This window comes from Parachlamydia acanthamoebae, from assembly GCF_000875975.1.
GTDB lineage: Bacteria > Chlamydiota > Chlamydiia > Chlamydiales > Parachlamydiaceae > Parachlamydia > Parachlamydia acanthamoebae.
Genome location: NZ_BAWW01000066.1, coordinates 41,617 through 67,979, shown reverse-complemented (window position 1 = coordinate 67,979; position 26,363 = coordinate 41,617). Strand labels below are relative to the sequence as shown.

At 41.4% G+C, this 26,363-nt stretch carries 22 protein-coding genes and 1 other RNA gene; 10 read left to right on the top strand and 13 right to left on the bottom strand.

Annotated elements, in window-relative coordinates; genetic code table 11:
• The first annotated feature begins 28 nt into the window (after nt 1-28).
• From AOM43_RS09950 to yidD, 5 genes are all read left to right on the top strand, one after another.
• Entirely contained in the window at nt 29-1,630 is a 1,602-nt protein-coding gene (locus AOM43_RS09950; RefSeq protein WP_006341196.1) for a protein kinase domain-containing protein, read from the top strand.
• A 270-nt stretch (nt 1,631-1,900) separates the two neighbouring features.
• On the top strand, nt 1,901-4,675 hold the full coding sequence (locus AOM43_RS09945) for a secretin GspD/PilQ domain-containing protein (RefSeq protein ID WP_226987486.1): 2,775 nt from the start codon (nt 1,901-1,903) through the stop codon (nt 4,673-4,675).
• Between the two features lie 2 nt (nt 4,676-4,677).
• The gene (locus tag AOM43_RS09940; RefSeq protein WP_059360075.1) at nt 4,678-5,664 is read left to right on the top strand and encodes a tetratricopeptide repeat protein; all 987 of its coding nucleotides are present in this window, start codon (nt 4,678-4,680) and stop codon (nt 5,662-5,664) included.
• An 8-nt stretch (nt 5,665-5,672) separates the two neighbouring features.
• Entirely contained in the window at nt 5,673-8,540 is a 2,868-nt protein-coding gene (locus AOM43_RS09935; protein WP_006341199.1) for a secretin GspD/PilQ domain-containing protein, read from the top strand.
• On the top strand, nt 8,540-8,920 hold the full coding sequence (yidD, locus tag AOM43_RS09930; RefSeq protein WP_006341200.1) for a membrane protein insertion efficiency factor YidD: 381 nt from the start codon (nt 8,540-8,542) through the stop codon (nt 8,918-8,920). The genes AOM43_RS09935 and yidD overlap by 1 nt, the downstream gene beginning before the upstream one ends.
• Nucleotides 8,921-9,068: 148 nt before the next feature.
• Here the strand turns inward: yidD and AOM43_RS09925 are convergent, their stop codons facing one another.
• Nucleotides 9,069-9,788 (bottom strand): lipoyl protein ligase domain-containing protein, encoded by a 720-nt coding sequence (locus AOM43_RS09925; protein WP_006341201.1) that lies wholly within the window; start codon nt 9,786-9,788, stop codon nt 9,069-9,071.
• A gap of 71 nt (nt 9,789-9,859) precedes the next feature.
• Here AOM43_RS09925 and AOM43_RS09920 point away from each other — a divergent pair, with 71 nt between their 5' ends.
• On the top strand, nt 9,860-10,447 hold the full coding sequence (locus tag AOM43_RS09920) for a hypothetical protein (RefSeq protein ID WP_059360073.1): 588 nt from the start codon (nt 9,860-9,862) through the stop codon (nt 10,445-10,447).
• A 2-nt stretch (nt 10,448-10,449) separates the two neighbouring features.
• Here AOM43_RS09920 and AOM43_RS09915 read toward each other — a convergent pair whose 3' ends face one another.
• Complete coding sequence (locus tag AOM43_RS09915) at nt 10,450-11,175, bottom strand: hypothetical protein (RefSeq protein ID WP_059360070.1); 726 nt, start codon at nt 11,173-11,175, stop codon at nt 10,450-10,452.
• 241 nt (nt 11,176-11,416) lie between these two features.
• Between AOM43_RS09915 and AOM43_RS09910 the strand changes: the two genes are divergently transcribed.
• The gene (locus tag AOM43_RS09910; RefSeq protein ID WP_059360068.1) at nt 11,417-12,202 is read left to right on the top strand and encodes a uridine kinase family protein; all 786 of its coding nucleotides are present in this window, start codon (nt 11,417-11,419) and stop codon (nt 12,200-12,202) included.
• Nucleotides 12,171-12,632 carry a hypothetical protein gene (locus tag AOM43_RS09905; protein WP_059360066.1) on the top strand — a complete coding sequence of 154 codons (462 nt, stop codon included), beginning with the start codon at nt 12,171-12,173 and terminating at the stop codon, nt 12,630-12,632. Before AOM43_RS09910 ends, AOM43_RS09905 begins: the two co-directional genes overlap by 32 nt.
• 4 nt (nt 12,633-12,636) lie before the next feature.
• On the opposite strand, the gene AOM43_RS09900 is transcribed toward AOM43_RS09905, so the two are convergent.
• The 8 genes from AOM43_RS09900 to AOM43_RS09865 form a co-directional block, all read right to left on the bottom strand.
• Nucleotides 12,637-13,005, bottom strand: a complete 369-nt coding sequence (locus AOM43_RS09900; RefSeq protein WP_226987485.1) for a hypothetical protein — start codon at nt 13,003-13,005, stop codon at nt 12,637-12,639.
• 349 nt (nt 13,006-13,354) lie between these two features.
• Complete coding sequence (locus tag AOM43_RS09895) at nt 13,355-14,863, bottom strand: bifunctional ADP-dependent NAD(P)H-hydrate dehydratase/NAD(P)H-hydrate epimerase (RefSeq protein ID WP_059360064.1); 1,509 nt, start codon at nt 14,861-14,863, stop codon at nt 13,355-13,357.
• Nucleotides 14,864-14,903: 40 nt separating this feature from the next.
• Nucleotides 14,904-15,902, bottom strand: a complete 999-nt coding sequence (locus AOM43_RS09890; RefSeq protein ID WP_006341208.1) for an NAD(P)H-dependent glycerol-3-phosphate dehydrogenase — start codon at nt 15,900-15,902, stop codon at nt 14,904-14,906.
• 56 nt (nt 15,903-15,958) lie between these two features.
• On the bottom strand, nt 15,959-17,431 hold the full coding sequence (locus tag AOM43_RS09885) for a glycine hydroxymethyltransferase (protein ID WP_059360062.1): 1,473 nt from the start codon (nt 17,429-17,431) through the stop codon (nt 15,959-15,961).
• A 127-nt stretch (nt 17,432-17,558) separates the two neighbouring features.
• Nucleotides 17,559-17,933: a CBM20 domain-containing protein gene (locus AOM43_RS09880; RefSeq protein WP_059360060.1), complete on the bottom strand. Its 375-nt coding sequence runs from the start codon at nt 17,931-17,933 to the stop codon at nt 17,559-17,561.
• Nucleotides 17,934-18,368: 435 nt separating this feature from the next.
• Nucleotides 18,369-18,896: a hypothetical protein gene (locus AOM43_RS09875; RefSeq protein ID WP_226987484.1), complete on the bottom strand. Its 528-nt coding sequence runs from the start codon at nt 18,894-18,896 to the stop codon at nt 18,369-18,371.
• Between the two features lie 135 nt (nt 18,897-19,031).
• Entirely contained in the window at nt 19,032-19,562 is a 531-nt protein-coding gene (locus tag AOM43_RS09870) for a hypothetical protein (protein ID WP_059360057.1), read from the bottom strand.
• A 14-nt stretch (nt 19,563-19,576) separates the two neighbouring features.
• Entirely contained in the window at nt 19,577-20,827 is a 1,251-nt protein-coding gene (locus tag AOM43_RS09865) for a hypothetical protein (protein ID WP_059360055.1), read from the bottom strand.
• Nucleotides 20,828-22,010: 1,183 nt separating this feature from the next.
• Between AOM43_RS09865 and cdsZ the strand changes: the two genes are divergently transcribed.
• On the top strand, nt 22,011-22,778 hold the full coding sequence (gene cdsZ, locus AOM43_RS09855) for a zinc ribbon domain regulatory protein CdsZ (RefSeq protein ID WP_006341914.1): 768 nt from the start codon (nt 22,011-22,013) through the stop codon (nt 22,776-22,778).
• Nucleotides 22,779-22,786: 8 nt separating this feature from the next.
• Nucleotides 22,787-23,148: RNase P RNA component class A (gene rnpB / locus AOM43_RS09850), an RNA gene on the top strand.
• Here the strand turns inward: rnpB and proC are convergent.
• The 3 genes from proC to proB are packed head-to-tail and all read right to left on the bottom strand — an operon-like array spanning nt 23,141 to nt 26,351.
• Nucleotides 23,141-23,947 (bottom strand): pyrroline-5-carboxylate reductase, encoded by an 807-nt coding sequence (proC, locus tag AOM43_RS09845; RefSeq protein WP_006341915.1) that lies wholly within the window; start codon nt 23,945-23,947, stop codon nt 23,141-23,143. The two genes, rnpB and proC, sit on opposite strands and share 8 nt — an antisense overlap.
• A 1-nt stretch (nt 23,948) precedes the next feature.
• Nucleotides 23,949-25,223 carry a glutamate-5-semialdehyde dehydrogenase gene (locus AOM43_RS09840; protein ID WP_006341916.1) on the bottom strand — a complete coding sequence of 425 codons (1,275 nt, stop codon included), beginning with the start codon at nt 25,221-25,223 and terminating at the stop codon, nt 23,949-23,951.
• Nucleotides 25,224-25,241: 18 nt separating this feature from the next.
• Nucleotides 25,242-26,351 (bottom strand): glutamate 5-kinase, encoded by a 1,110-nt coding sequence (gene proB / locus AOM43_RS09835; RefSeq protein WP_006341917.1) that lies wholly within the window; start codon nt 26,349-26,351, stop codon nt 25,242-25,244.
• Nucleotides 26,352-26,363: the final 12 nt, after the last annotated feature.

The following is a 26,363-nucleotide window of genomic DNA, read 5'->3' as shown; positions in this document are numbered from 1 at the left end:
AACTTCCTTAAGCTTCCATTTTATTTTGATGATGAGTGACGATTTTCACAAAAGTATCACAAGCCCAGGGCTGCTCCCTCCCCAGCAGCCAGATGCGCATGTGGAAGTTCCTAAAAAAGTCGGTCCTTACAAAATTGAATGTCTTTTGCAAAAGGGAGGAATGAGCATCCTCTATTTAGGCACCCACCCAGAAACAAAAGAACCACTGGTTATCAAAGTTTTAGCTCCTAAATTCTTAGGCCATCCCGAAGCCATTCGAAGTTTTCAGCATGAAGCTGAGGTGATCGCTCTCACAGACGATCCAAATATTGTGAAAATTTATGGGCATGGTAGTTGGGAGGGAGGGCTCTACATCGCGATGGAGTTTGTGCAAGGGATTTCTTTACGGCAATACATCCTTCAAAATCCCATTTCTCTAAAAAAAGCCATTGAGCTCGTGATCGATATTGCTTATACGCTTTGTCACTTACATACACGCGGAATCATCCACCGCGACATCAAACCAGAAAACATTTTAGTTGAGGATTCAGGTCAAATTAAGCTTATCGATTTTGGGATTGCTCAAAAATTAACAGATAAGAAAACACTCCAGGTGGTAGCGCAACACCGTTTGGTGGGGACCCCTATTTATATGAGCCCCGAGCAAAAGGAGAACCCAGAATCTGTTTCATTTCCGTCGGATATCTATTCTTTGGCAATTATTGCCTATGAACTTGTTCTGGGAAAATTAAGCTATGGACAAATTCACCTGTCCTTGATGCCAAGGTCTTTGCAAAAAATTTTGAGTAAGGCATTACAAATCAAACCAGAAGATCGTTATCAGGATATGGTTGATTTTATCGCGGATTTATCCGCTTATTTACATTCCCCTAACTTTCAAAAAGAGCAAAAAAGCGGGGATCGCCTGAGCGAGTTATCAGAAAGTCTTAAGCATGCTCAAACATTACTATTTCCCGATAAGGCCCCTTTCTGGTCCCGTGTAGATGTAGGAATTGCCAATTACAAGGGAATGCGTGTATTTGGGGTTTTCTATGATCTCTTTGACGTCCCGGGAGGAGGGTATGCCGTTTTAATGGGAGAGTCTTCCGAAAAAACGGAGGCGAGTGTTCTTTATACGGCAACACTGCGCGGGATGGGAAGAGCTTTAGCAAGAACTTGTAAGTCCCCACAAGATTTTGTCACGCGATTAAATGATATTCTCATTCATGAAACCACTCGTCAGATTTTTAATTTAAACTATTTGGTTTTATTGCCAGATGAAAACCAGTTTCACTATATCTCCTGCGGGTACGGGCATTTATGGTCTCTATCTCCTTCTGATCCTATTCCAGTAAAAATCCCTTCAGAAAATTTACCACTCGGAATAGATCCCAATGCTGAATTTACGCATGTTTCTCACAATTGGGAAGTGGGGGATTCTATTGTTTTAGATAGCTTGACTCCCGTTTCTCCTTCACATGAAGTTCAGGCCCCTCTTTCTGAGGATGCCATTAAACGCGCCATTTTTGAAAATCGAGATTTAACTCCTCAAAAGCAAACCGAGCATCTTCTCCGCATTGCAAAAAGTTCATCTCCCGAAGCCATCCTCAATTGGCCCATCTCTTTTATCAGCATTTTACGCAAACAATAGAAGTTAACGTCCAAAAAAGAACTATTTAGTCATTTTTCCTGCGCTCTTTTCCGAAAAATGTTGCGTCCAAGAGGTAAATTATGCCAATCTTATAGAGCTAATAGGCATAAGCTCGAATCTTTTGATTCAAGCGAGTCGGTAAAATAGACGTTCTTCAATCTGAGTCGATTTTCAGTGGAAAATAATTGGATTGTTTGGAATAACTACCTTTTTACAAAAGATGGCCGACCTTACTTTCGACAACAGATACAGCAAGATAATGCAAGAATTATGAAAAATAAATTACGTCAGGTCATTTTTAATAGTGCTTTTATTCTTGCGATTCTTTCGCTAGGGCAAAATGTTTTGGATGGCCGCGAAGCTGATCTCCAAAGAAACCGCCAATCCATGAAGAAAGAAAGGGTAGTTAAAGTCAAATCCAATTTGGCTGCGAGAGAGCTTGAAGACTTAGAAGAGATGGGATGGGAAATCGAACCTGAACAATTTCTTCCTGTCGCTCAGCAAAAAGATCCTCAAATTGCCTTAGAAGCCTCAATTTCATCTCATGAAGAAACGCCTTTGGTTAGAGTCCCATCCCAAGAAGACCTGTCAGAGCATGTCATCGTTGAATTAGAGCCTCCTGCAACTGAAATTGGGGAAGACCTGGCATACGTTGATCCAGAATCTGAAGAAGAGCTTATTGCGCAAGCCGAACCTCCTCAACCCCCGTCAAGGCTTATTTCGATCAATTTTAATAATGTGCATGTTGTTGAATATATCCGTTTTGTCAGCCGCATATCAGGTAAGAATTTCATTTTTGATGAAGCCGATTTGGACTTCAACATCACTGTTATCGCTGAAGAATTAACAACCATCGACAATGTTTTGGCTGCACTTTTTCAAGAACTACGCGTACACGAATTAAATATTCTGGAAGAAGGCAATAATATCCTCATTCATAAAAATCCCAATGTAAGTAGCATCTCTATCGTTGGTGCAGGGGACGTTATTCCGGGGAATTTTGAGCTTGTCACACAAGTCTTTTATCTGAATTCCATAGATCCTGCTAAAGCAGCAGCTGTTGTGCGTCCATTAACGTCAGCAAAAGCAATTGTTGAGATTTTAGAGAACAGCAATAATCTTATCATAACGGATTTAGTTAGCAATGTACGATTAATTGCAAAACTACTCAAATCATTAGATGCTCCTGCTGGTGGAGTCGTTTTAGGGCAATATGTCATCAAAAATAGCTCTCTAGACACCTTGATGGATCTTATCCAACAAATCATGCTTCCGATTGCTCAAGATCTGCCCATTACTTTTGTGCCGCAGCCTACTGCAAATAGTATTTTCATTGTAGCATCCCCTTATCTAGTCGAAAAATCCATTTCCATGTTGCAGCGCTTGGATCAAAACCAGGGGACAACACGTATTTATGAAATGAAAGACTTGAATGTGCAGGGGAGAGCGACAAGCACTGCAGAAGGGGCCGCTGTTCCCGGAATTGCTGCCGAAAATCAAGCAATGGGACGATGGGATTTAGATGCGCAAGGAAATTGGGTATTTAAACCGAATGTTCCTGCAGGAACTGAAGCTGCTCCAAAGGGAACTTGGTACAAAGATAAAAATGGAAATTGGTTTTTTGTTCCGGAAGGCACGACACCTCCTGCATCCGCTACACAAGAATCTTTAGATCGTGTCCCAAAAGGGCGTTGGGAAAAAGATCCCAATGGAAATTGGGTCTTCCGATTAGGTACGGGAGAATCGATTTCAGCCGAGCCTATTTTGCGCAATGTGGTGCAAACGCCAAACCTTCCCTTAGGCGATATTGAACGAACGAAGTTCTTTATCCATAAACTCCAATATCGAAAAGGGGCAGATATTCAACAAGCGCTTTCACTCATTGGAGCAAGCTTAAATCGTCTTGGACAAAGTAATGATGATTTAGTCGCGACAATTAATACGGTTCAATGGCTGGAGTCTTCTAATTCTCTCATTTTTACAGGAACAGTTGAATCCATTAGAAAGCTAGAAGAATTGATCGCCGAGCTCGATACTCCATTGCGCCAAGTTTTCATCGAAATGCTTATTTTGGATATATCTTTAGATGATTCCTTACAATATGGTGTCAACTGGGGAACGCGTTTTGGTGGTGGAAATGTGGCGGGTTCACAGGCCTTTTTATCCGATGCTTCCACATTACCGGCAGCCTTAGATACTACTGGGATTGTTAATAACAGAGGGATTACGACTGGGCAGACATTGCTTCCGAACGCCAGTGGTCTAGCTCGACTTCCTGGTTATAATTTAGGCGTACTTGGGCAGAATGTGTCATTGGGAAATTTGACCTTTGATTCCATTGGAGCCCTTGTTAAAGCGATTCATGATAAAACGAACACGAATATTATCATGAACCCGAAAATCTTGACCGAAGACAATGTCACTGCTGAGATTTTCGTCGGTTTTAACACGCCATTCCAAACACAGTCTATCTCCAACATTGGGGGGACGCCAATTGCGAATAACTTTGAATTCCGTAATGTCGGAACAACATTCAAAGTGACTCCATTCTTGGGGAATAACGACATCGTGACTTTGGAAATTCGTGAGGAAGTCAGTAGTGTTGCCTCAACAACGACTTCGGACGTATTAAATACTGCATTGCCCGGTCCAACGACACGTTTAAGTCGCACGACCACGCGAGTGCATGTCCCAGACAAGTATTTCCTTGTATTGAGCGGAATGATGCAAGATGAGGACACTAGACGAAGGGTGAATGTGCCTTGTTTAGGAGGCCTTCCTATTATTGGAGCTGCCTTTAGCGACAAAACGGTTTCCGATGCAAAGCGCAATATCATGATTTTCATTCGTCCCGAAATCATTGATACAGAAGAAGAAGTTCAAAATGTGACAAAGCACCAACAGGATGTCTTCCGCTACAAAAACGAATCGAAAAGAAGCTGGAAATATGAAGTGGATGAAGCATTGGATTTCTTCAATATTAAATCGACTGAGAAATATGAAGCGTGTGAGGCTTGTGAAACTTTTGATGGAGATTGTCGGTAAGAATGGAATGCTCCGTTGTTAAGTTTTTTTCCCGGAAAGATCTGTTTAGGCGAATCTTTCTGGGAATCGGGATCTTTTTATTGATTGGGTGCCAACCCATTAATACGCAACTTGACCCCATTGTGCAATATTCTCCACCCAAGAATTATATCCAGCATTTGCCCTCGCCTTTTCCTGATTTTACGGAAGATGAGCTAAGGCAATCTTGGGGGAAAGAGCTCTTGATAGGACAAACTTTTGCACGTGAAATCGATCTCTATCGTGCCATTACGTCTTTTAAAAGAGCGTTAATTTTACTTCCAGATTCGAAATTTGAAAGACGTTTACAGATCGAATATGAGATTGTTCTCTGCTACTACTTTGGACAGAAATATGTTGAAGCAATTGAAGCGTTTGAGGATAGTCGTTTGTTTCAAGTAACAGCAGAATTTCCTGCTTTTAATGAGCTCGTATTAGTGCTTTATGAGTGCTACGAAAAATTAGGGCAACCCGAAAAAGCATGTGCGATTTTGGAAACATTGCAGCAATGTAATCCGCAAAAGGCTCAGACGGTTCAATTGTCGACGGCACTTGCGCATGCCGATTTTGAGAGGATCGCGGTTTATAGCAAAGGATTGCAAAGCCAACAGGCGGTTGATCAATTTTTGACGGATTTTCGTCTATGCTCAAAATCTGTTAAAAAAGCGCAACTTTTGAATGCAGCTCTTCCTGGAGCGGGCTATTGGTATGTTGGGCAAAAAAAATCTGCTTTGACTTCTTTTTTGATTAATACGCTTTTTATAGCTGCGGCTTATCAGTTTTTTGACCATGGCAATATCGCGGCAGGTCTCATCACAACGAGTTTTGAGATGGGATGGTATTTTGGAGGGATTAATGGGGCTGGTATAGAGGCAAACCAGTATAATCATTATCTATATCAAACAGGCGTAGAAAGAATGATGGTAAACGAAGGCCTATTTCCTGTTCTTTTATTTCAAGCATCGTTTTAAGAGTATTTATGAAAATGTTTTTTTGGCTTTTACGTTTAATTGTAATAATTCCGATTTTTTTTGGCGGACATCTCTTTGGAGCGCAAGATTTTGATCAGAAATCACGAGAGCGAAATGCGCACAAAAGTCGTCGGGCTTTGAAAAAAAATAAGCCACATCCTCAAAAGAAACCGAAACAAAATTCTGCGAACCAAGAAATGCAGGATTTAGAAGCGATGGGATGGGAAATACAGCCAAGTCATTTTTTACCAGCCAGTGAAGAAGAGCCTGCCAAAACCATAGAGATCGCAGAATCCGAAGCCCCAAGTTCAACCTCTTCAAGTGAATTGCATGAGGGCATATTAACTCGTCAGCAAACGCAATCTCATTTGGCAGATGATCTCATTGCTCAAGAAGTTGCTCCAGCATCTCCTGCAGGACAAACATTAGAAGGGGAACCCCCGGCGACAGAAGGAGAGCAACCTACAGATAGCACGAATATTTTAAATCCTGATGAAGAAAATCCTGCTCCCCAAGAAGAAGTGCACGCCCCTATAGATACTTCTAAGAGCGTTTTGATCAATTTTAATAACATTCAAATGTTGGAATACATCCGATTTGTAAGCCGGATTTCGGGTAAGAACTTCGTATTTGATGAAGCAGATCTTGATTTCAACGTCACCGTGGTGTCTGAAGAGCCTGCGACGGTGGATAATATTTTAGCCGCACTCATTCAAGATTTACGCTCTCGCGATTTGACGATTTTGGAAGAGGGAAATAATATCATCATCCATAAAAATCCAAATGTCTCGAGCATTTCTAACGTGGGATCAGGAAATGTGATTCCCAGCGATTCTGAAATCGTTACGCAAGTTTTTCATTTAAATACGCTAGATCCTGCGAAGGCCGCTGCTGTTATTCGTCCTCTCACTTCCACGATGGCTTTTGTAGAGGTTCTAGAAAAGAGCAATAATGTGATTGTCACAGATCTTGTTAATAATGTCCGACAAATCGCACAGTTGCTCAAATCTATTGATGCCCCCTCTGGTGGACTGGTTGTGGGACAATATGTTGTTAAGCATAGCGCCATTGATGCGATGGTCGATCTAGCGCAGCAGTTAATGCTACCGATTGCCCAAGATCAACAATTTCTTTTGGTTCCTCATGCAACCGCCAATAGCATTTTTATCGTATCTTCTCCTTTTCTCGTTGAAAAAGCCATTTCTGTTTTACAGCGGCTTGATCAACGGCAAGGGATGACACGCATTTATGAAATGCACGAGCTAAATTTACAAGGTCGAGCTGCGGGTGCTGCAGAAGGGATGACACCCCCAGGAATTGCACCAGAGCAACAAGGACTTGGTAAATGGGATTTAGATGCACAAGGAAATTGGATTTTTAAACCTACCGGAGTGCAGGGCGGAGAAGGGATTCCTCAAGGGAAATGGTATAAAGATGCCAATGGAAATTGGTATTTTGTTCCAGAAGGAACCACTTCACCATTTGCACCAGAAGATGCCTTAGATCGAGTCCCTGAAGGACAGTGGGAAAAAGATGAGAATGGCAATTGGGTTTTCAGATTAGGCAGTGGAGAATCCATTTCTGCGGAGCCGATTTTGAGAAATTTAAAACCAACTCCTGATCTTCCTCTAGGACACATCGAAAGAACTAAATTTTTTATCCATAAGTTGCAATATCGAAAAGGGGCCGATATTCAGCAAGCCCTTTCCCAAATTGCAACAAGTTTACAGCAGTTAGGGACGGGTAATGAAGACCTGATCTCGACGATTGATACAGTTCAATGGCTAGATGCCTCCAACTCCTTGATCTTTACAGGCACCACGAGCTCAATCAGAAAAGTTGAGGAGTTGATTGCGGAAATCGACACGCCCTTGCGCCAAGTGTTTATCGAAATGCTCATCCTGGATTCATCGCTTGATGACTCGTTAAACTATGGGGTGAACTGGGGAACGCGATTTGGGGGAGGAGACACTGCTGGATCTCAAGCCTTTTTGTCATCAGCTTCCACTTTACCCGGTGCTTTAGATACGACAGGTATTGCCAATACTAATGGGATCAGCACAGGACAAATTTTAACTCCGAATGCCAATACTTTGGCGAGAACCCCTGGTTATAATTTAGGGATCGTCGGGCAAACTGTTTCGGTAGGAAATCTCACATTCCAATCGTTTGGAGCTCTTGTAAAAGCGATACACGATAAAACGAGCACAAACATTGTGATGAATCCAAAGATTCTGGCTGAGGACAATGTTACAGCAGAGATCTTTGTGGGAGAGAACACCCAGTACCAAACACAGTCGATTTCAAATGACCAAGGAAGCGTCATTACTACAAATTTCGAGTATCGAAATATTGGGACCACCTTAAAAATCACCCCTTTCTTGGGTAACAATGACATTGTAACTCTTGAGATTCGGCAAGAAGTCAGTAGCGTCGCTTCCACAACTAATGCGCAAGCATTGAACAACATTACACCAGGTCCGACGACACGTTTAAGCCGAACAACCACGCGCGTGCATGTTCCCGATAAATACTTTTTGGTAATTAGTGGAATGGTTCAGGATCAGGAGACGCGCAGACGTGTAAGCGTTCCGTGCTTAGGCGGACTTCCCGTCATTGGTGCGGCATTCTCTGATAAAAACGTGACCGATGAAAAACGTAACCTGATGATTTTTATTCGCCCTGAGATTATCGATACGGAAGAAGAAGTCCAAAACTTAACTAAACACCAACAAGATCTATTCAGATACAAATGTGAAACGAAGAGAAGTTGGAAATATGAAGTGGATGAAGCACTTGATTTCTTCAATCTACGCTCTACGAATAAATATGAAGCCTGTGAAGCATGTGAAGGTCTAGATGTGGGTTGTGATTAATGACTAGACTATTTGCCCTTCTTCTTGGCTTGGTCATTTCATCCTTTCTTCATGCGAACCCATGGGGAAAGGATGCCGATTTAGCCCGTAAACAAATTATCCGACCTCCCAGCGTAGCGTGCAAAACCCCCTTATTGGGTTATGTGGGAGAAAAGGTAATTCAGTTTCACCAAGAAGTGATTTCCCCTGCAGATGGTCCGCGCAGCAATTTTATTCCGAGTAGTTCACAGTATATGCAACAGGCTATGCGCAAATATGGTTTTTTCCAAGGTTTTGCGATGGGGTGTGATCGTCTTATGCGTGAGAATGATGACGAGTGGGTTTACCCAACAACTAAAAATTCTGCTGGTAACGTTATGAAATGGGATCCTGTTCCATAAAAAACTCTCCTTATTTTTAAGACAAAGCTTAATTTAAAATTCAATATGGGTGCAAGAGAGGGGGGGGCCTGGAATTCTTTTGACGCAAACAAATTGACTAAACGAGACTTTCAAAAGTCGCGATTGTTTAGTGACGTTTTATAACTCTTCAAAGTTGCTCGGAAAATCCATCTATTAGCAAGCGTTTGAGTTCTTGGCGCGCTTCATCGAGTTGCTTGTGTGTGTAATTTGCACCCAAAAGCAAGTAACTATGTTGTTTCATCGCTGTCATCACACATGTTCCAGGAAGCAATATTTCTTGTAAAAAATCTTCCTTAGGCATTGCAAGGGCGATGGTTCCTTGGTGCAAAAAACCATGTTTGGTTCTTCTTTGAGCTCCCCCTCCCACTTTTCTTCCTTCTAACATCACATCATATTTCGTCGGCTTGGCCATGCAAAAATTTTTGCTGGAGGCATCTAAGGGGAGTGGTTCTTCTGGAAGAAGCTGTGGCAGCGCTTGATTTCCCATAAAAGCTCTTAAAGCTTGCATGACAACTTGATTTACAAAAGCGTAATTTTCTAGTGTATTCACGGAATAAGCGGAATGGGATGCCGGAATTAAGGCGGAAAATGCAAGGTCAGAAACATGAAAAACAATGCCTCCACCCGTAGGGCGTTTGGCGAGATTGAGATTTAGGCGATTGACAGCTTGCTCGTTTAAAAAATCAAATGGTTGGATAAAATGCCCAAAGGTTGCGCAATCTCCTATCCACTCATAGCTATGAAAAATAGGTTGTTTAATTGACTCCAACTGGCTTAATAGCTCATAATCCCGATGCATATTTGAGGATGCGCTGCAGCATCCTGATTGAACAATTTTCCATGTCATTATACGGCCTTGGTAAAATAAGAAGAGTAGCAGATTAATCAAATTCTAATCTACAAACCAAAAGAGAAAAAATGTCGTCACCACCACCAGTATTCACACCAGGATTGCATCATTCTCCTCCGCCTTCAAGTGAAAGCAAAAAAGCCCAAGAGCATCCCTTTGCGAAAGAAGAGTTTTCTTTGCCCAAAACATCAGAGCAACACAAGAAAACAGCTTCTGAAAAAGCGGAGAATGTCAATATGGCGCAGGAAGAATTGAAATCGAAAGAAGCGCGAGGATTTCAAATTCCGCGGATTTTAAAGAAGATCTGGGATTTTATGAACAAGGCTTCGGATATTATCGTAATGGCTATCGGGGTGCCACTTAAATATGTGGGGTTATGTTTTCTAGTCATCGGAGCCGTTCACTTTGTGGTTATTCTATGTATTTCCATTCCTCAAATCACATTAGCGACGGGAGTGATGGCTGTCATATTTGCTCTTATCAAAAGTGGAGCTTTACCAACAATTATTGCAGGGGCAACGTTGTATAAATTCGGATGTGACTTAATTGAAAATAAATCATTACCTTCCTTGAACTTGATCCCCTGGGTTCTTCCACTTCCTTTTTATCAGTGGTTAAACATGGGAAAAACTCCGAGTCCTATGGACCCGAAGTAGACTTAACGATAAACTGTGGGATGGTACCGTTCACTGAGGCGGTCTCCATATCCATACTCAAGCAGTTTGAGAGTATGAAAAAGAGGATCTTCTCGGTTTGCGATATACACAGGGCTTGACTCTGTGTAAACAATCAGTAAGTAATAGAGATCTTTTCTTTTTGGAGAGTCAAAGTCTAATGGAAGATCGGCTGCAAAAAACACGCCTGAACAAGGTTGTGAAGGAAAGATGCTGACAGAGGATGGGACACTTTCTTCGGCGACCGCGGGCGTTTCGATTGTATGTTTTGTGGGAAGAGCGAGCATAAGTCCTCCCAATGTGCCTTGAATGCAACTGACTTCAGTCAATGTGCGCGTTTGATTTAGAAAATTTCGATAAATCTTGCCTTCTTTCTGAAAAGGGACATGATAGACGGGAAAAAATTGATCAAAACCCAAACGAATGGGTCTTTTTTCGAAAAGTTCCGAAGCAATATGCGCTAATTGGGGTTGTGAAACAGCTTTTCTCAGAATATCTGAGGATCTTGACAAATCTCTACCATTCAAAAAAAGTTTTTCTGAAGAGCATCCACCGACTTTCGCTGCACTCATATTGAGGCGTTGACCAAGTGCGCTTTCCAACTCATTCGCCATGCTGATTGCTTGATTTGATGACAGGAGGTCAGCAAATTCGATGAGATGATTTTTTTGAAAAAAATCACGGTGTTCTTTAGCTGTTGCAAATTTCATAATTTAGCTTAATTTTTAGATAGTTAGATCGAACTATCATCGCTATATTTTTCTTTTTTGGCAACCAAGAAATGCACATCTAAATTTTTTTAAGAAAGTCCTCTAATCGAGACAAGCCTAAGTAAAAAAGTTGAAGAGATATTTAAAAGACTTGCAAGATAACGGCGATCCTCATAAACGTAATGGGAGAGAAATCGATTTCTCGAAAAGGTAAAGGAATGATTGAAAATTCGGAGTTGCTATGCGTAAATGTCAACAGATAACCTTTCTTATAGTTTTATTTTTTTCAAACTTTATTCAAGCACGTGATCATGATTTACGTTCTCTAGATTCGCTGGTTCAGCATTTAGCAGAGATTGCGAACCAACCTAATGGTGCGTCATTGGAACCTATTCCAATTGTGGGAATTGGGGGATGTCCGGGTGTTGGGAAAACGTATTTTACACGTGAACTCGCTGGATTGCTTAGAGAAAAGGGAATACGCCCTTTGATTTTGCCGCTCCATCACTTTAATTTATCCCCAACTGAAAGAAAGGAAATTGGAACAGAGTGGGATGTGCGACATTTTAAAATGGCGGATTTGCATCATGTCTTGTCTATCATCCATAGAGGTGAAAAATGGATTAAAAAACCGACATGTGATCAATTGACAGGAGAGATTGGAGAAGAGATCCTTTCTTTGGATGACGTAGATCTGATTCTTTTTGAAGGGTTGTATGCTTTATGCTCGGAATCGCCAGTCGATTATTTTAAATACTGCGAATTGGGGATATTCTTAGAAGCGCGCGCATCAGATATTTTTGTTTGGAAATGGGAAAGAGAACAAAAGAAAGTACATCCACGTACCCCAGAACAATTTTTAAAGCACATAAATGCTTTATTTGAAGAATATCGCAAGAATATTGAATATTCCAAAAAAAACGCCTCTTTTTTGATTAAAAAAGATAAAACCCATCGCTACCATTTAGAGATCCGAGCTCTGTCAGGAGATAAACATGATTCAAGCCAGTCCTGCATTTGTCAATAGCGAAAGAGTAGAATTAGCAGGATATTTAGTGGAGTATGAATCCGCTCCAAACATTGCTTTAAGGGCTATTTTCGATAGGGCTATCAAGTATCTGGAAATCTATTTAACACGATCGCTTAATCTGTCTTTACGTGAAAATATATGGCATAGTGTTTCGAAAGAGCGGTTAACAACGCTTAATCACATTTTAGCTGAAGCTGTGAATGAAAAAATCTTTTGTCAATTTACAGATAGTGAGATTCATGCAATGCTTATCGAATGCAAGCAAACAGGTGCTGTTTCTTGCATTCGTTTGGCCATGGAAACTAAGCATAAAGAAAATGCAATAATGACAATCTTAGTCGGCAAAGTGAATGCGATGGCCAAAAGTTTGACATGTGATATGGTGGATTGTTTTGAAAAAAGGCTTGCAGTCATCACCCCTCAGTAATGTTTCAACCGTAAAGTCGGTTTAATACCATTTGAAGAAAATTTGGATGATGCAAGAGCTGATTACTCAGCTTTTGGGTTTCGAGATAATCGCGTAAGATTTTAAGAGTCTCAGGGTGCGAAGGATCTGCTCGAAAGCTAGGTAAGGGGATGGCTAGTAATGGATGATAAGGAACAAGTGTTCTTAATGAACCAGATAGCTGCATAGAGATTTCACGGTATTGGTATAAAAGTTCCTCCCAGGAGCTTTTTGGAACGATAATGGATAGTTTTTGGTTGTAGAGAATTTGCTGTTTTTCCTGATCGGTTAATTTTGATGTGGTGTGTGCATCTTGTGCATAAGTCGATAAGGTGAGTTGTATCAGTAAATTCAATTTTATCCTCTGTGAATTTTACTCGCTTTAAAACAAATGGGCTTTCACTAATATGCGGATTATTTTGTTCCCAAAAATCCCATAAAACTTCTAGCTTAGCATTTTTTTTGCAGCAAGCAGGCATATCTATGGAAGGGGATATATAATACCTATCAAAAGAAATGGGCTTATTCCCAAATAATGTATATCCAAAATGATAATCTTGAATGAGTATACGCCAAAACGATTCTTCCTTAGAATTACAGCCGTGATCGGCAAACAAATAGGAGCTATTCATTAACATCCATATGCAGAAGGTTAAAGTTAGCCCTTTTATTTTGTGTTATTCATCGCATTGAAATTGTGCACTTTAAAATTCTTTGAGGCGATAAGCTTCGGGAAAATAAGTAATAATATCTGAGGCTATCATCACGTGTGGGGTATATTCTTCCGCCGCCTGTTCACCAGCAATGCCATGCAAATAAACTCCCAGGCAAGCTGCTTCATGTGGAGGTAATTTTTGAGCGAGAAGGGCGGCGATTAATCCGGTCAGAACATCTCCACTTCCAGCAGTCGCCATGCCCGGCGTTCCGGTTGGGTTAACACAGGTTTGAGTTTCTGGTGAAAAAATAAAGGTGGGTCCACCTTTAAGAAGTAGGGTCACATGGTTTTTCTTTGCATAATTCTCACATGCCTTTAACAACTCAGGAGTACGATTTTCTGATTCAGGAAGTTTGAGTAATCGCAAAAGCTCATGTAGATGAGGAGTTAAAATCGTTGGGCATGAAGGGAGAGGGATATTTTCTTGTGCGATCAATGTGAGGGCATCTGCATCGATGACGCATGGTTTTTCCAGATGGGGGAAAATGTTTTTCAAAAGCTGGATTGTTTCAGCTGTTCTGCCTATTCCCGGGCCGATAAAAGTGGCTGCAGCATAATTCAAGACGTTTAAAATGGTATTTGGATCATCATATTGATAAGGGATTTTGATCAACTCATATGCACTAGCCGCGAGTTCGTTGTGCATGCCATCTGGATAAAGCAAGCGAACGATACCCGCCCCTCCCCTAAGAGCTGCTAGTGAAGCTAGTAATGCCGCTCCCGGCATGCCTGGAGAGCCCGCCAGCCCAACAACTTGCCCCCGCTCATATTTATCGCGATTACGTGTAATTTTGGGGATGAGTGGTGAAATGATATCAGGGGAAAGCATGATCAATTCTTCTGCTGACTTTTCAATATAGGTGCCTGGAAGGCCAAAATCCACATATCGCAGCTTCCCCACATGATTCCAGCCATCCTGCAAAAAGAATCCGGTTTTAGGCAGGCCCAAAAAAATGGTTTCAGTGGCTTGAATGGCTTCTCCAGAGACTTCACCGGTTTCCCCGTTTAAGCCAGAAGGAATGTCGATCGCAATGATGGGAAGTCCGGAAAGATTGGCATGTTTGATGGCAGCTTGGTAGGCAGGATCTTCAATTTTACCATGAAAACCAGTGCCAAAAATTCCATCGACGATCACTCCCGTTTGCAAAAATGGGGGATTTGCCCCGTCAACATGAGCCACTCTGCCGCCTTCCATTAAAAAGCGGTGATAGTTTTGTTTGCAAAGATGGCTGCATTCTTCTAAAGGAGAGAGTTGCAAACCTAGAACTTCATAATCGAGATGCATCAGATGGATACCTGCAACATAAGCATCTCCCGCGTTATTTCCTTTTCCACATAGGAGTGTCACCTGGCGATCTAAGTCATATTTTTCGACAAGTTCATGTACAAAAAGGGCCACTCCACTTCCGGCTTCTTCCATAAAATCAGATTCTGAGGAGCCGTTTCGATAGGCATCTGCTTCGATTTGCATCATTTGTTTAGGCGAAACAACTTTCATGACAATCACCCTTTTTCGTGTAAAACTATTTATTCTGTTTTTACAGGTGTTCTTCTTTAATTGCACGCTCCATTAATGCATTGACGGCAATTTGTGGCTTCATGTCTTTGTAGATAATCTCGTGAATGATTTTTGTGATTGGCATGCTCACATTTAATTTTTCGCTTAATTGCAAAGCAGAAACGCATGTATAGGCCCCTTCAACAACCATTCCAATTTTATCTTGTGCTTCCTTAGGCGTTAAACCTTGTGTCATGAGGTGGCCGAATCTGAAATTTCGGCTAATGAATGAGCTGCATGTTAAAAATAGATCGCCCATGCCAGATAGGCCATTGAGAGTTTCCGCTTTACAGCCTTGAGCCACGGCAAGCTTGCGAATTTCATGTAATCCTCGTGTCATTAATGCCGCCTTGGAGCTATTTCCTAGGCCCAATCCTTCGCAGATTCCGCAAGCGATTGCGATAATGTTTTTTAGGGCGCCTCCAAATGCAACTCCATGAATATCGGCATTTGGGTAGACCCTAAAGGTGGGAGTTGTAAAAATCTGACATACCGTCATCAACAAGTTGGGATCATAGGCTGAGCCAACAACTGATGTGGGAAGATTGCGAATAACTTCCTCTGCAAATCCCGGACCGCTCAAAAAACCAACTTGTGATTTGACCTGAGGGCCTAAGGTTTGAATCGCGACATCGGGCAAAATCAAGCCGCTGCCCTGTTCAATACCCTTCGACGTCATGATCAAGGGGATATTTAAGGGGCCGACTGCTTTTACCTTTTCTAACACAGGACGAAGCCCTGCCGAGGTCACAGATTCAATAAGTAGTTCAGATTGAATTAAAGCGGCTTTAAGGTCTGTTGTAAAATGCAGATTTCCTTTAGCTATATGACCAGGAAGAGAGGGGTGTTCTCTCGTTTGATTCAAGCGATCGGCAAGCGCCTGTTTGGTTGTCCAGCAGGTTAACTCGTAGCCCTTAGCAGCCAAGAGGGAGGCTAAACAAAACCCCCAAGCTCCCATTCCTAAATATCCAATTTTCATGCGTTTACGAAGCCTTTCAATTTTTAAAATTTAATCTCTCTATTTCAGACTTTAATTTAGATCTCGATTTCTGGATAGAGCGGAAATTTTGCCAATATAGCATTTACCCTTTGTTGCGCTTCATCAAGAATTTTTAGATCAATCTCTGCGTTCGCTTTGCTTGGTTGTCCCGTTTTTTCCACAATAGCGGGTTTGGCATTTTTTAGGACTTTTACGATAATATCCGCAATTTCGTTCATTTCATCTGTACCCATACCCAAAGTCGTGACAGCTGGAGTTCCGAGACGAATTCCAGAAGTGTACCACGGGCCATTTTGATCACCTGGGATTGTGTTGCGGTTTACAGTCAGGCCTGCTTTTCGTAAAATAGACTCAGCATGTCGACCTGTTAAACCAAATGAAGAAAGATCGACAATCATTAGGTGATTTTCAGTTCCGCCAGAGACAATGCGGGCACCATCAGATTTTAGTTTTTCAGCGAGCGTGTTTGCATTCTTCACAATTCGCTGAGCATAATCTTGGAAATTTGGGGAATTAGCCTCTTTAAAAGCGATTGCTTTTGCGGCGATTACGTGAGGGAGAGGACCGCCCAAAACTAATGGACATCCTTTATTGATCGTATCGGCAAATTCTGCTTTACACAATACGAATCCTCCTCTTGGGCCTCTTAAGGTTTTGTGAGTGGTCGATGTAACGATGTGCGCGTACGGAACAGGATTATATTCGTCTTGAAAAACTTTTCCAGCGACAAGACCTGAAAAGTGGGCCATGTCTACCATGAAGACAGCTCCTACGGAATCTGCAATTTCACGCATTTTTGCAAAATTGATACGACGAGAATAGGCAGAATAGCCTGCTAACAGAATGTCTGGTTTTTCTTGAAGCGCTTGCTTGGCCAACGTGTGGTAATCCAGTTGTTCTGTTTTTGGATCGACATCATAAAATACAGAGCGCATCATTTTAGAGGAGATGTTATGTCGATAGCCATGCGTTAAATGTCCACCTGAATTTAATGACATGCCCATTAATTTTTGTTGGTTCATTAGTTTGCGCACCTGTTCGTATTCTTCAGGGGTGAGTTCATCAAGTGTTTTTTTGCCTAGTCTTTCAATTTCTTTATTTTGGACTTTTTGAACAAGGATAGACCAAAAAGCAACTAAATTGGCATCTGCTCCAGAATGGGGTTGCACATAAGCGTGTTCGGCTCCAAAAATTTGTTTGAGTTCTTCTTGGGCCATTTCTTCGACTAAGTCCACATTTTCACAGCCTGCATAGAATCGGTGATGGGGGTAGCCTTCAGCGTATTTGTCAGTTAAAAGATTGCCCATAGCTAATTGAACAGTTAGAGAGGAATAGTTTTCTGAGGCAATGAGTTTTAAGTGGGAACGCTGATCGCGCAGTTCTTGCTCAATGGCATGGGCAATAGGGGGGGCAAAAGATTCGATTTGATCTAAAGCTGCAAGATAAGCAATGGCCGCAGGCTGAAGATTTTGGGCATGCTTTTGTAAATATTTTTGTATACGGGGCATAGAATATCCTTCATTTCATGAGCTGATTTGCTAAGATAGATTAATGGATATTCGATTTAATTGCAGCTTCCCAGGAAATAAAATCCGCAAGAAGTTTTTTCTTGCGGATTTGCTTAAGAGACAAGAACTAAGAAAATTTAGGCGTATACTGAACAGATCCTTTGTGCTTGAGATGGTGGTTGGCACCTTCTTCATAAATTTGATCATTAATCAGAACTTTAAATTCGCAAGAATGAAAAGGAATATCCGTTTCCCAAACCCATTCATCTGCTTTGACATTTTTGAGTTTAACACCCCTGTCCCACGATAGGTCAGCCCCTTTTCCTCGGATATAAATGTGATTATTAAATCCCACATCATAATGGATGACAACGCGTGTTTTTTCGGTGTGCTTAGGGTGAGCCGTTTGATGCTTTTGTGACAGTGCTTGGCTGGATTGTGAAGCTTGGCTTGCATCAGATTTTTTTTCTGAATTTGTTGGCTGTTTTTTAGTGACCAGCATAAAAAACTCCTTTAAGTAATATTCCTTTTGACTTTCCTCCGTATTGACATCTTTTTTAAGGATAGTCAATCAATTTCTTTAAGTAAGTAGTTAGGGCTCTTCCCTAAATCACTTAAAATAAAAAAGGAAGGATGAAGTACTGAGTTTATTTTATATTTAATTGACTCAATCGTTAAAAATAAAGGAATAACATGCGTATAGAAGCGAATCCCATTAGATATTCGTCAGGATATTTTTAAAATTGTGATAAAAAATGATACAGAAGAGAGCTTGTACGTGAGAATTTTAAAGGTTGTTTAAGAGTAAAGAGGGAATAAAATGCCCTGTTTTCTGGAAAGGCTTCAACCGAAAGGGGATGTTGTAAGGATTTAGGGGGGGCTCTCTAAAAAGTGCATTTCCTTATGAAATGCCCCATGAATGGTGGGGCTAAATTTTTTAGTTGGAAATTTGTTGGGCCTTGCCCCATTCCCCTAAAGTACCAACTAAAGCCTGAGCATTCGTGATATTTTGTTGATACCATAAAGAATTCCAGGTGATGGCCATCTTTTGGTTATCTAAAAGTTTAACATCGTAATCATCTAAAACTGTCTCAGTATTTTGTGTAATCTGTGTTGCGGTAGACCATGTGCTGGTTGAGGAAGAGTAAGTTGTTCCATAGATTTTTCTGACTCCTGCATCTGTAACAGACCATATTAAAACAGCATTGCCACTGCTGTTCATCGCTAATTTAGGATTTTCGCAGTCGTTTCCTGGGATTTCAAATTCAGTCACAGAAGACCATGAGCCACCATTTGGGAGAACTGTGGTTTGAATGTTGTTGTGAGCTTTATGAATAAACCATAATGCGATTAAATTACCGCTCGAATCGGCGTGTAATTTTACGTTTCTGGGTGTGTTTGCGTATGTGAAGCAAGAAAGAATGCAAAAGTTTAGGATCAGTAGCTTAAAGTAGAATCTGTTCATTTTTTCCTGTGTGTCATTAATTGCCAATAGGTCATTTAAGACAGAAAAGCTCTTGCCACGAGGCAAGAGCTCTGTCATGGGGTATATTCTAAGCGATAATCCCTAGTGGGATCTAAGGCTTATGATTCGATTAGCTTAATTAGAGATCGTGGCTGTTCCCGTCCATGTCCCTAAAGTATTGACAAGAGCTTGTGCTGTAATCAGGCCCGTTGTAGTCCAAAACGAATTCCATACGATGACCGCAGTATCAGTATCTGATAGTTTTACACGGAAATCATCTAAAATTGTTTCAGAATTCGTGCTAATTTGTGTGGGTGTTGACCAAGTAGCCAAAGTCGCATCATAAGCTGAGGCGTATAATTTTTTTAGGCCCGAGTCAAAGGTATACCACACCATTACAGCATTGCCGCTACTATTTATTGCAACCCGTGGGTCTTGAAAGTCCAATCCCGTAACCGCAAAGTCTACAGGAGTTGACCAAGAACCGCCTGCAGGCAAGACTGCTGCCTGGATAATGTCATTTGTTGAGCTTGTTGTCCAGTAAGCGATTGAACTGCCGCCCGTATTTGTGGCTAAGCGAATATCTCTAGGCGAGGCAGCATAAGCAAAATTCGAAGTAAGACAAAAGAAAGCAATAAGAAATCCGAGATAATTTTTTTTCATCATTTTTTCCTTTTTGTTTATTGAATTTCAAAAATGGTCATATACCCCATAGCATAATTAAAAGTGGGATTAAATCCTGCTGTTCCAAGCGTAACAGGATTTAGTCCTACGCAAATAAGATAGACAGTTGTTGTGTTTGCGAGATTCACAAAAACCTGGAGCGGTTGAAAACTCAGGTTTTGGTTTTGGTAAAAATGGCTTCCAGGAAGAATATTCGCAATAGCACTAGCTGCGGACGAAATACTCGTCGTTAATGCGAAATCACTCTGTCCACTTATAGATAAGCCGTATGTGAAAATATAATGTCCAGCAGGAAGTGTAAGGGCATTGTTTACGGGCGTTGTATAAACTGCCCCCGAAGAAGCTGCGGAACCAGATATTGTGATGCCGGAACTTGGTGATGTGTATGCGCCCGAAATAAATTGGGCTGTGCAATCTGAAACAGGAGGGGCGGGTGAAGAACCTAGTCCAAAAATACGATATCCCTGCCCAGTTGATCCTGGAGGGCCGCTTATGTAAAGGCTTGCAGCATAAGAAATGCCGCTTGTTCCAGTGCTCCCTGTCGCTCCAGTTGTGCCTGTCGGGCCGGTTGGTCCAATAGGGCCTGTAGCGCCGGTAGCTCCTGTGTCACCAGTTGCTCCAGTTGCTCCCGTGGCTCCTGTCGCACCAGTTAATCCAGTAGGACCTGTAGCTCCAGTTGTTCCTGTCGGGCCGGTTGGCCCAATTGGACCCGTAGCGCCGGTAGCGCCTGTGTCACCAGTTGCGCCTGTTGCTCCCGTGGCTCCGGTTGTGCCTGTCGGGCCGGTTGGTCCAATAGGACCTGTAGCGCCGGTAGCACCTGTGGCACCGGTAGCGCCAGTTGCTCCCGTAGCTCCGGTTGTGCCTGTCGGGCCGGTCGGTCCAATAGGACCTGTAGCGCCGGTAGCTCCTGTGTCACCAGTTGCTCCCGTGGCTCCTGTCGCACCAGTTAACCCAGTAGGACCTGTGGCTCCGGTTGTGCCTGTCGGGCCGGTTGGTCCAATAGGACCTGTAGCGCCGGTAGCTCCTGCGTCACCAGTTGCTCCCGTGGCTCCTGTCGCACCAGTTAATCCAGTAGGGCCTGTAGCTCCGCTTGCGCCAGTAGGCCCCACAGGTCCAGGAGGGCCTCTTTTAGGGGGCTTACAGCCTGCTTCAAGTTGAAATTGCAAGGGGTCGACTATTTCTGTAAAATCGGCGTAGCTGGCGTTGGAAAGAACGAGAAAGAAGATTAGTAAAGCTGAAATTTTCATTTGTTGTCTCTTTAATTAAAGAGAAAACTAACAATAAAAAGGTTTTGGGTCAAAAAAAATTGTCCTGAAAAAGTAAAATTACCCAATGTATGAGGCTTTATCTACTTAGTCTAAGTGGAAAGTGATTGTTTAAAATAAATTTTATCCTAAGCAAAAAGACCTCAAATCTCAAAATTATTTTCCTTAAAACCAATCCGAGAGCCGAAGCTGCTGTAGAGCAAATTCATAGCAATTTATTGTCTTTGAGGCGATTTTATTCAGAGTCAGAATATTTTTGATTGGCATAATGTTAAGAATGGGCGCCTCGGAAATAATGATGAGTATTGTTTTGTAATGAGATTATTTTATGGGAATTTGGATCTGGCTTGCCGCTTCTTGTGTGAGCATGGGGGGGGAATATGTTTCCCATGGTCGATTTGAATAAGCTCATAAATATAGATTCAACCTGGTGGTATGAGATTTTAGAATTCATTCAGATGCGAGGGAGGCAAAGGGAGTTGTTTCTTGAATATATTATAGGCGAGTTTCCTGTTTCAGTTTGTCGAAATATGCGAAAACGGGTCAGCAAAATATATCAAGGAAAAGATTCTCGAGGATTCAATGTGATAAAAAATATTTTATGCATTGAAAGTGATAGTCGTTATTACGAAAGAAGGGTGTTTTGTAAAAATAATGCTTTGTTTCACTCAAGAGTATGACAGAGTGCCTTTATGCTTATGAACTTCGATTATGAATATGAAGATCCGCCGTTTAGAGAGCTGCGACCAAGTTTTAAATTAAAAATTACGTGTTGTATTTTGACCTATGCCACCTATTTTATATAAATAGTTATTTCCCATTTTAAATTTTCCGAAAAATTGTTGATTGATCCCATCCTGCTGTGAAATTCAGCTTTAAATTTTTGATGCATTCTCAAAAGAATGCGGGTGTTTTAAAAAAAGCGTGAATAAAGGGGATTTTGGGTGATAAAATATTTTTAGCTACCCGAGAACTCCAATTTTTTGTATGTTAAGAATAATTTTTTAGGCTCATAATCCTTACGAGATCATTATATTTTATCCAGAATGTTCAATTAAGAATACTTTAGCTTTTTGATTGAAAATTATAAGGAATTAAGGTATAGTCTCTCTATGGATAAAATCCTGTTTATATGATTCTATTATCTTAAATTTTAGGAATCCTCATGGCACATGCTCTTCATCAGATCTTAGATATCCAAGAACTGGATATGCAAATGATCCAACTTATGCGTTTAAAAAAAGAAAGACAAAATGAGTTGGCAAATCTGCAAGCAATTAAAGCAGATCTTCACAAGAAATCTTCAGTTAAAGAAGGCGAAATTATCGAATTGAAAAAAGCAATTCGCTTGGCTGAAGGAGAAATTTCTCTAATTCAAGATAAAATCAAGAAGTTTGAATCGCAGCAGCATTCAATTAAAAAAGTAGAAGAGTTTAATGCTTTGAGTCATGAAATTTCTCAAGCTGAAAGAGAAAAGCAAACTAAAGAGCAGCGATTAAGCGATTTATATGATAAATTGGCTGCGGAAGAAGAATTGATGAAAAGTTTAGCGGAAAGTCTTTCATCCACAGAAGAAAGTTCTAAAGTTTTAGAAGGTGAAATTCGTGAAGGAATTGACCGAATTAATTCTGAAGGAAAAGAGCTAAAAGCTGAAAGAGATCGCCTCGTTGAAAAAGTTGATCCTGAAATTTTCGGTATTTATGAGAGACTCTTGCGCAACAAACGAGATAGAGTTGTTGTTGCAATCGAAAATCGTTGCTGCAGTGGTTGTCATATTATGTTAACTGCGCAGGATGAAAATCTTGTTCGCAAAGGTGAGAGAATTGTCTTCTGCGAACATTGCTCACGTATTCATTATTGGCCAGAAAGCCAGGCTTTGGAAGGAACAGTTGCGGCACCAAAACAAAGACGCCGTCGTTCAGTAAAAGCTTAACATTTATTCTGAGAAGACAAGCAATCGCTTTTACATGAAAGTGTAGAGGAGGAAAGTCTGGACTTTATAGGAGAGGATGCCAGTGAAAGACTGGGGGCCGCAAGGCTACGGAAAGTGCCACAGAAAACAAACCGCTAACAAGCTATGCTTGTTAGATAGGGTGAAATGCCTGCTTTAGGAGCATGGCCTTATCTAGAGAAATTTAGAAAGTGGTAAACCCCATCCAAAGCAAGACGGAAATAAAGCGATACAGTTCTCCGCTGTGCTTTAGAAAAGTCGCTTGAGGGTTTCGGTGACGGCGCCCCTAGAGGAATGATTGCTCGTCTGCTTTGCAGACCGACAGAATCCGGCTTATCGTCTTCTCAGATCTTTTTTCCTAATTCCTGATTACGCTTATAAGTAGCCAAAAATGTTTCCATCAAAGCAGATCGCAGTCCTTTTTCCTCTAGCTTGAAAAGCCCTGCGATGGTTGTCCCTCCTGGCGATGAAACTTTCCATTTAAGCTGACCTGGATGCATTCCGGTTTCTTTCAAAGTTGTAATAGTCCCAGTAAAAGTTTCGATAAGAATATTTAAACCTTCTTCAGCATTTAAACCCATGGCAATTGATGCCTCCGTTCCGGCTTCCATGATGGCAGCAGCAAAAGCCATTCCAGATCCCGCCAGTGCAGAAAGGGCGTCAATTTTGGCTTCATCTACCCAATGTATCCAGCCTAGCAATCCGAAAAGTTCTTCTATGATTTCTTTTGAAAAAGGTGGATGAAATTGTTGATTTGCCAATCCTATAACACCTTGTCCATAATTTAACGCAATGTTAGGCATGACTCGAAGTAATTGGCCATGGGGGAAATAGCGTCTTAGAGTATCAAGTGTAACTCCTGCTAAAACACTAGCTAGAAGTTGGTTAGATGTTAAAGCTTGAGAAAAAGATTCTGTAGCAGAAGTAAGATTTTGGGGCTTGAAAGCCAGAAGGATCAGGTCGTTATCTTTAATCGCTTCGAGAATTGTTGGACAAGCCGCACAATTCGAAGAAAGATCGGCATTGAGCTTTTGGGCAAGCTTTTCAGCCTTTGCAAAAGTACGGTCGAACAAAAAAAGTTGGTGGGATTTAGCCCATTGAGAGGCCATGCCGCTTCCGATAGTCCCACAGCCGATAATTGCAATTTTCATTTTACGATTTCCTTGTATGATAGTTTCCTCGAGCAATCCATTTATAGCTTGTTAACTCTTTCAATGCCATTGGACCCCGTGCATGAATTTTTTGTGTGCTAATGGCGACTTCGGCTCCCAAGCCAAATTGGGCTCCATCGCTAAAGCGAGTCGATGCATTGACATAAACGCATGCTGAATCTACTTTTTTGATAAATTCTTCGGCATGTTTATCATTTTCTGTCAAAATGCCATCACTATGCCCTTGACTATGCTTTTGAATGTGCTGAATTGCTTCCTCCAGATTCTTTACGACGTGCAGACCCAAGGTCAAGCCTAACCATTCAGTATCCCAATCCTGATCTTGAGCCAAGTGGCAGCATGCTGGGAATGCCAAATTTTTTAAAGCCATCTCAGTTTCTTTGCTAACTGGAAAAACCACGCCTTTTTTACCAAGCCTTTCTAAAACCGCCGGAATAAATTCTTGGGCAATGTCTTGATGAATCAAAAGCGTGTCTAAGGCATTGCATGCACTAGGTTTTTGCAATTTCGCATTACAAATAACCTCTAAGGCTTTAGATTGATCGGCTGAAGAGTCGACAAACAAATGGCAGATACCCATGCCACCGGTAATGACTGGAATCATGCTATTTTCTTTGCAATATTGATGGAGACCTACGCCACCCCGGGGAATAATTAAATCGATATATTCATGTGCATGAAGCAGATCTTTAATATAGTGACGCTCTGTTTTATCAATAAATTGGACAGCATTTAGGGGGATAGCAGCTTCCGCAAGGGAATTCTGTATAACCTCAACAAGCTTTAAGTTAGTTCGTAGAGTTTCCGATCCACCACGCAAAATGACACTATTGCCTGTTTTTATCGTAAGGGAGGCAATGTCAATTGTTACGTTAGGTCTAGCTTCATAAATGACACCAATGACACCGATTGGAGTTCTTTGTTTATATAGATGCAACCCATTTGCTAAAACAGTTGAATCAAAAATCTCCCCAACAGGATCTGGAAGTTTAGCGACTTGCTTGACGTCATGGGCTATTCCTTCTAAACGATCTTTAAGACTTAGACGATCTAAAAATGCATCTTGAAGACCTGCATTGAGAGCTGTATCCAAATCCAATTGGTTTGCTTCCAATATAGTTTTTTGATGTTTAAGCAAGTTATCTGCAAGTGTATTTAAGGCCGCATTTTTTTGTTGTGTTGAGATTGTGGCAAGTTGATAGGCTGCTTCTTTGGAAGCTTTTCCGATTTTTTGGATAAAAGCAGGGTCTTTCATGTTAGCTCGACTCTTTTATTATTTAATCATTGTCATATTATCTCGGTGAACGACTTCCGGTCCATAGCTGAATCCTAGTACTTCTTCAATAGATTGTGAGTGAATTTTTTTTATCGTTTCTATTTCTGAAGAAGAATAATTTGTGATTCCTACAGCTAGAGGGTGTGTTTCTGATTCTATAGATATAATATTGCCTCTTTCAAAATTAGAAATCGCTTTTATAATTCCTGCAGGGAGAAGGCTTGCTCCGGCATCCATTAGATGTTTTGCAGCACCGTGGTCTATCACGATTTTACCCTGAGGTTTTTCTGAAAGCAACCAACGTTTGCGGCTTTCTCGGAGTGTTGTAGTCGCCAAAAATCGAGACCCAACAGATTTTCCTGCCACAATATCTAATAAAATATCCGGATGGTTTGAAGATCCAATTATTGTCGAGGTACCACTTTGTGAGGCTAATTGGGCGGCCTCAATTTTTGTAATCATTCCGCCCGTACCTTGGCCTAAAGCATCGGATGGTTTGCCAGCAAGGCGATAAATGTTTGCGTCAATTTTTTCAATGAGGGGAATTAATTGGGCTGTAGGATTTAGGCGAGGATCTGCTGTGAATAAGCCCCCCTGGTCAGTTAACAAAATCAAGTATTCAGCGGCAATAAGATTGGCCACGAGAGCAGATAAGTTGTCATTATCGCCAACTCTAATTTCTTGTGTTGCGACCGTATCGTTTTCATTAATGATAGGGATAACATGGTGTTTCAGCAAAGAATGAAGAGTATCACGACTATTGAGATATCGTTTGCGATTTGAAACATCATCACGGGTTAATAAAACTTGTCCAACAACAATATCGAATAAAGCAAATAGTTCACTCCAGATGTGCATTAAGTGAACTTGTCCTACGGATGCAAGCATCTGTTTTCGAGGGAGCAGGCGGTCTAATTTGGGGTCTTTCATTATTTCTCTACCGGCAGCCATAGCTCCTGAGGAAACAATGACAATTTGCTTTCCTTGTTCGTGAAGTATCGAAATTTGTCGTACGATATCCAACATTTTTTTACGGCAAAGCTTTTTAGTACCTTGGGTCAAGGTGCTGGTTCCAAGCTTAATGACGATGGGGCGACTATGTTTCATACCATTTTCCTG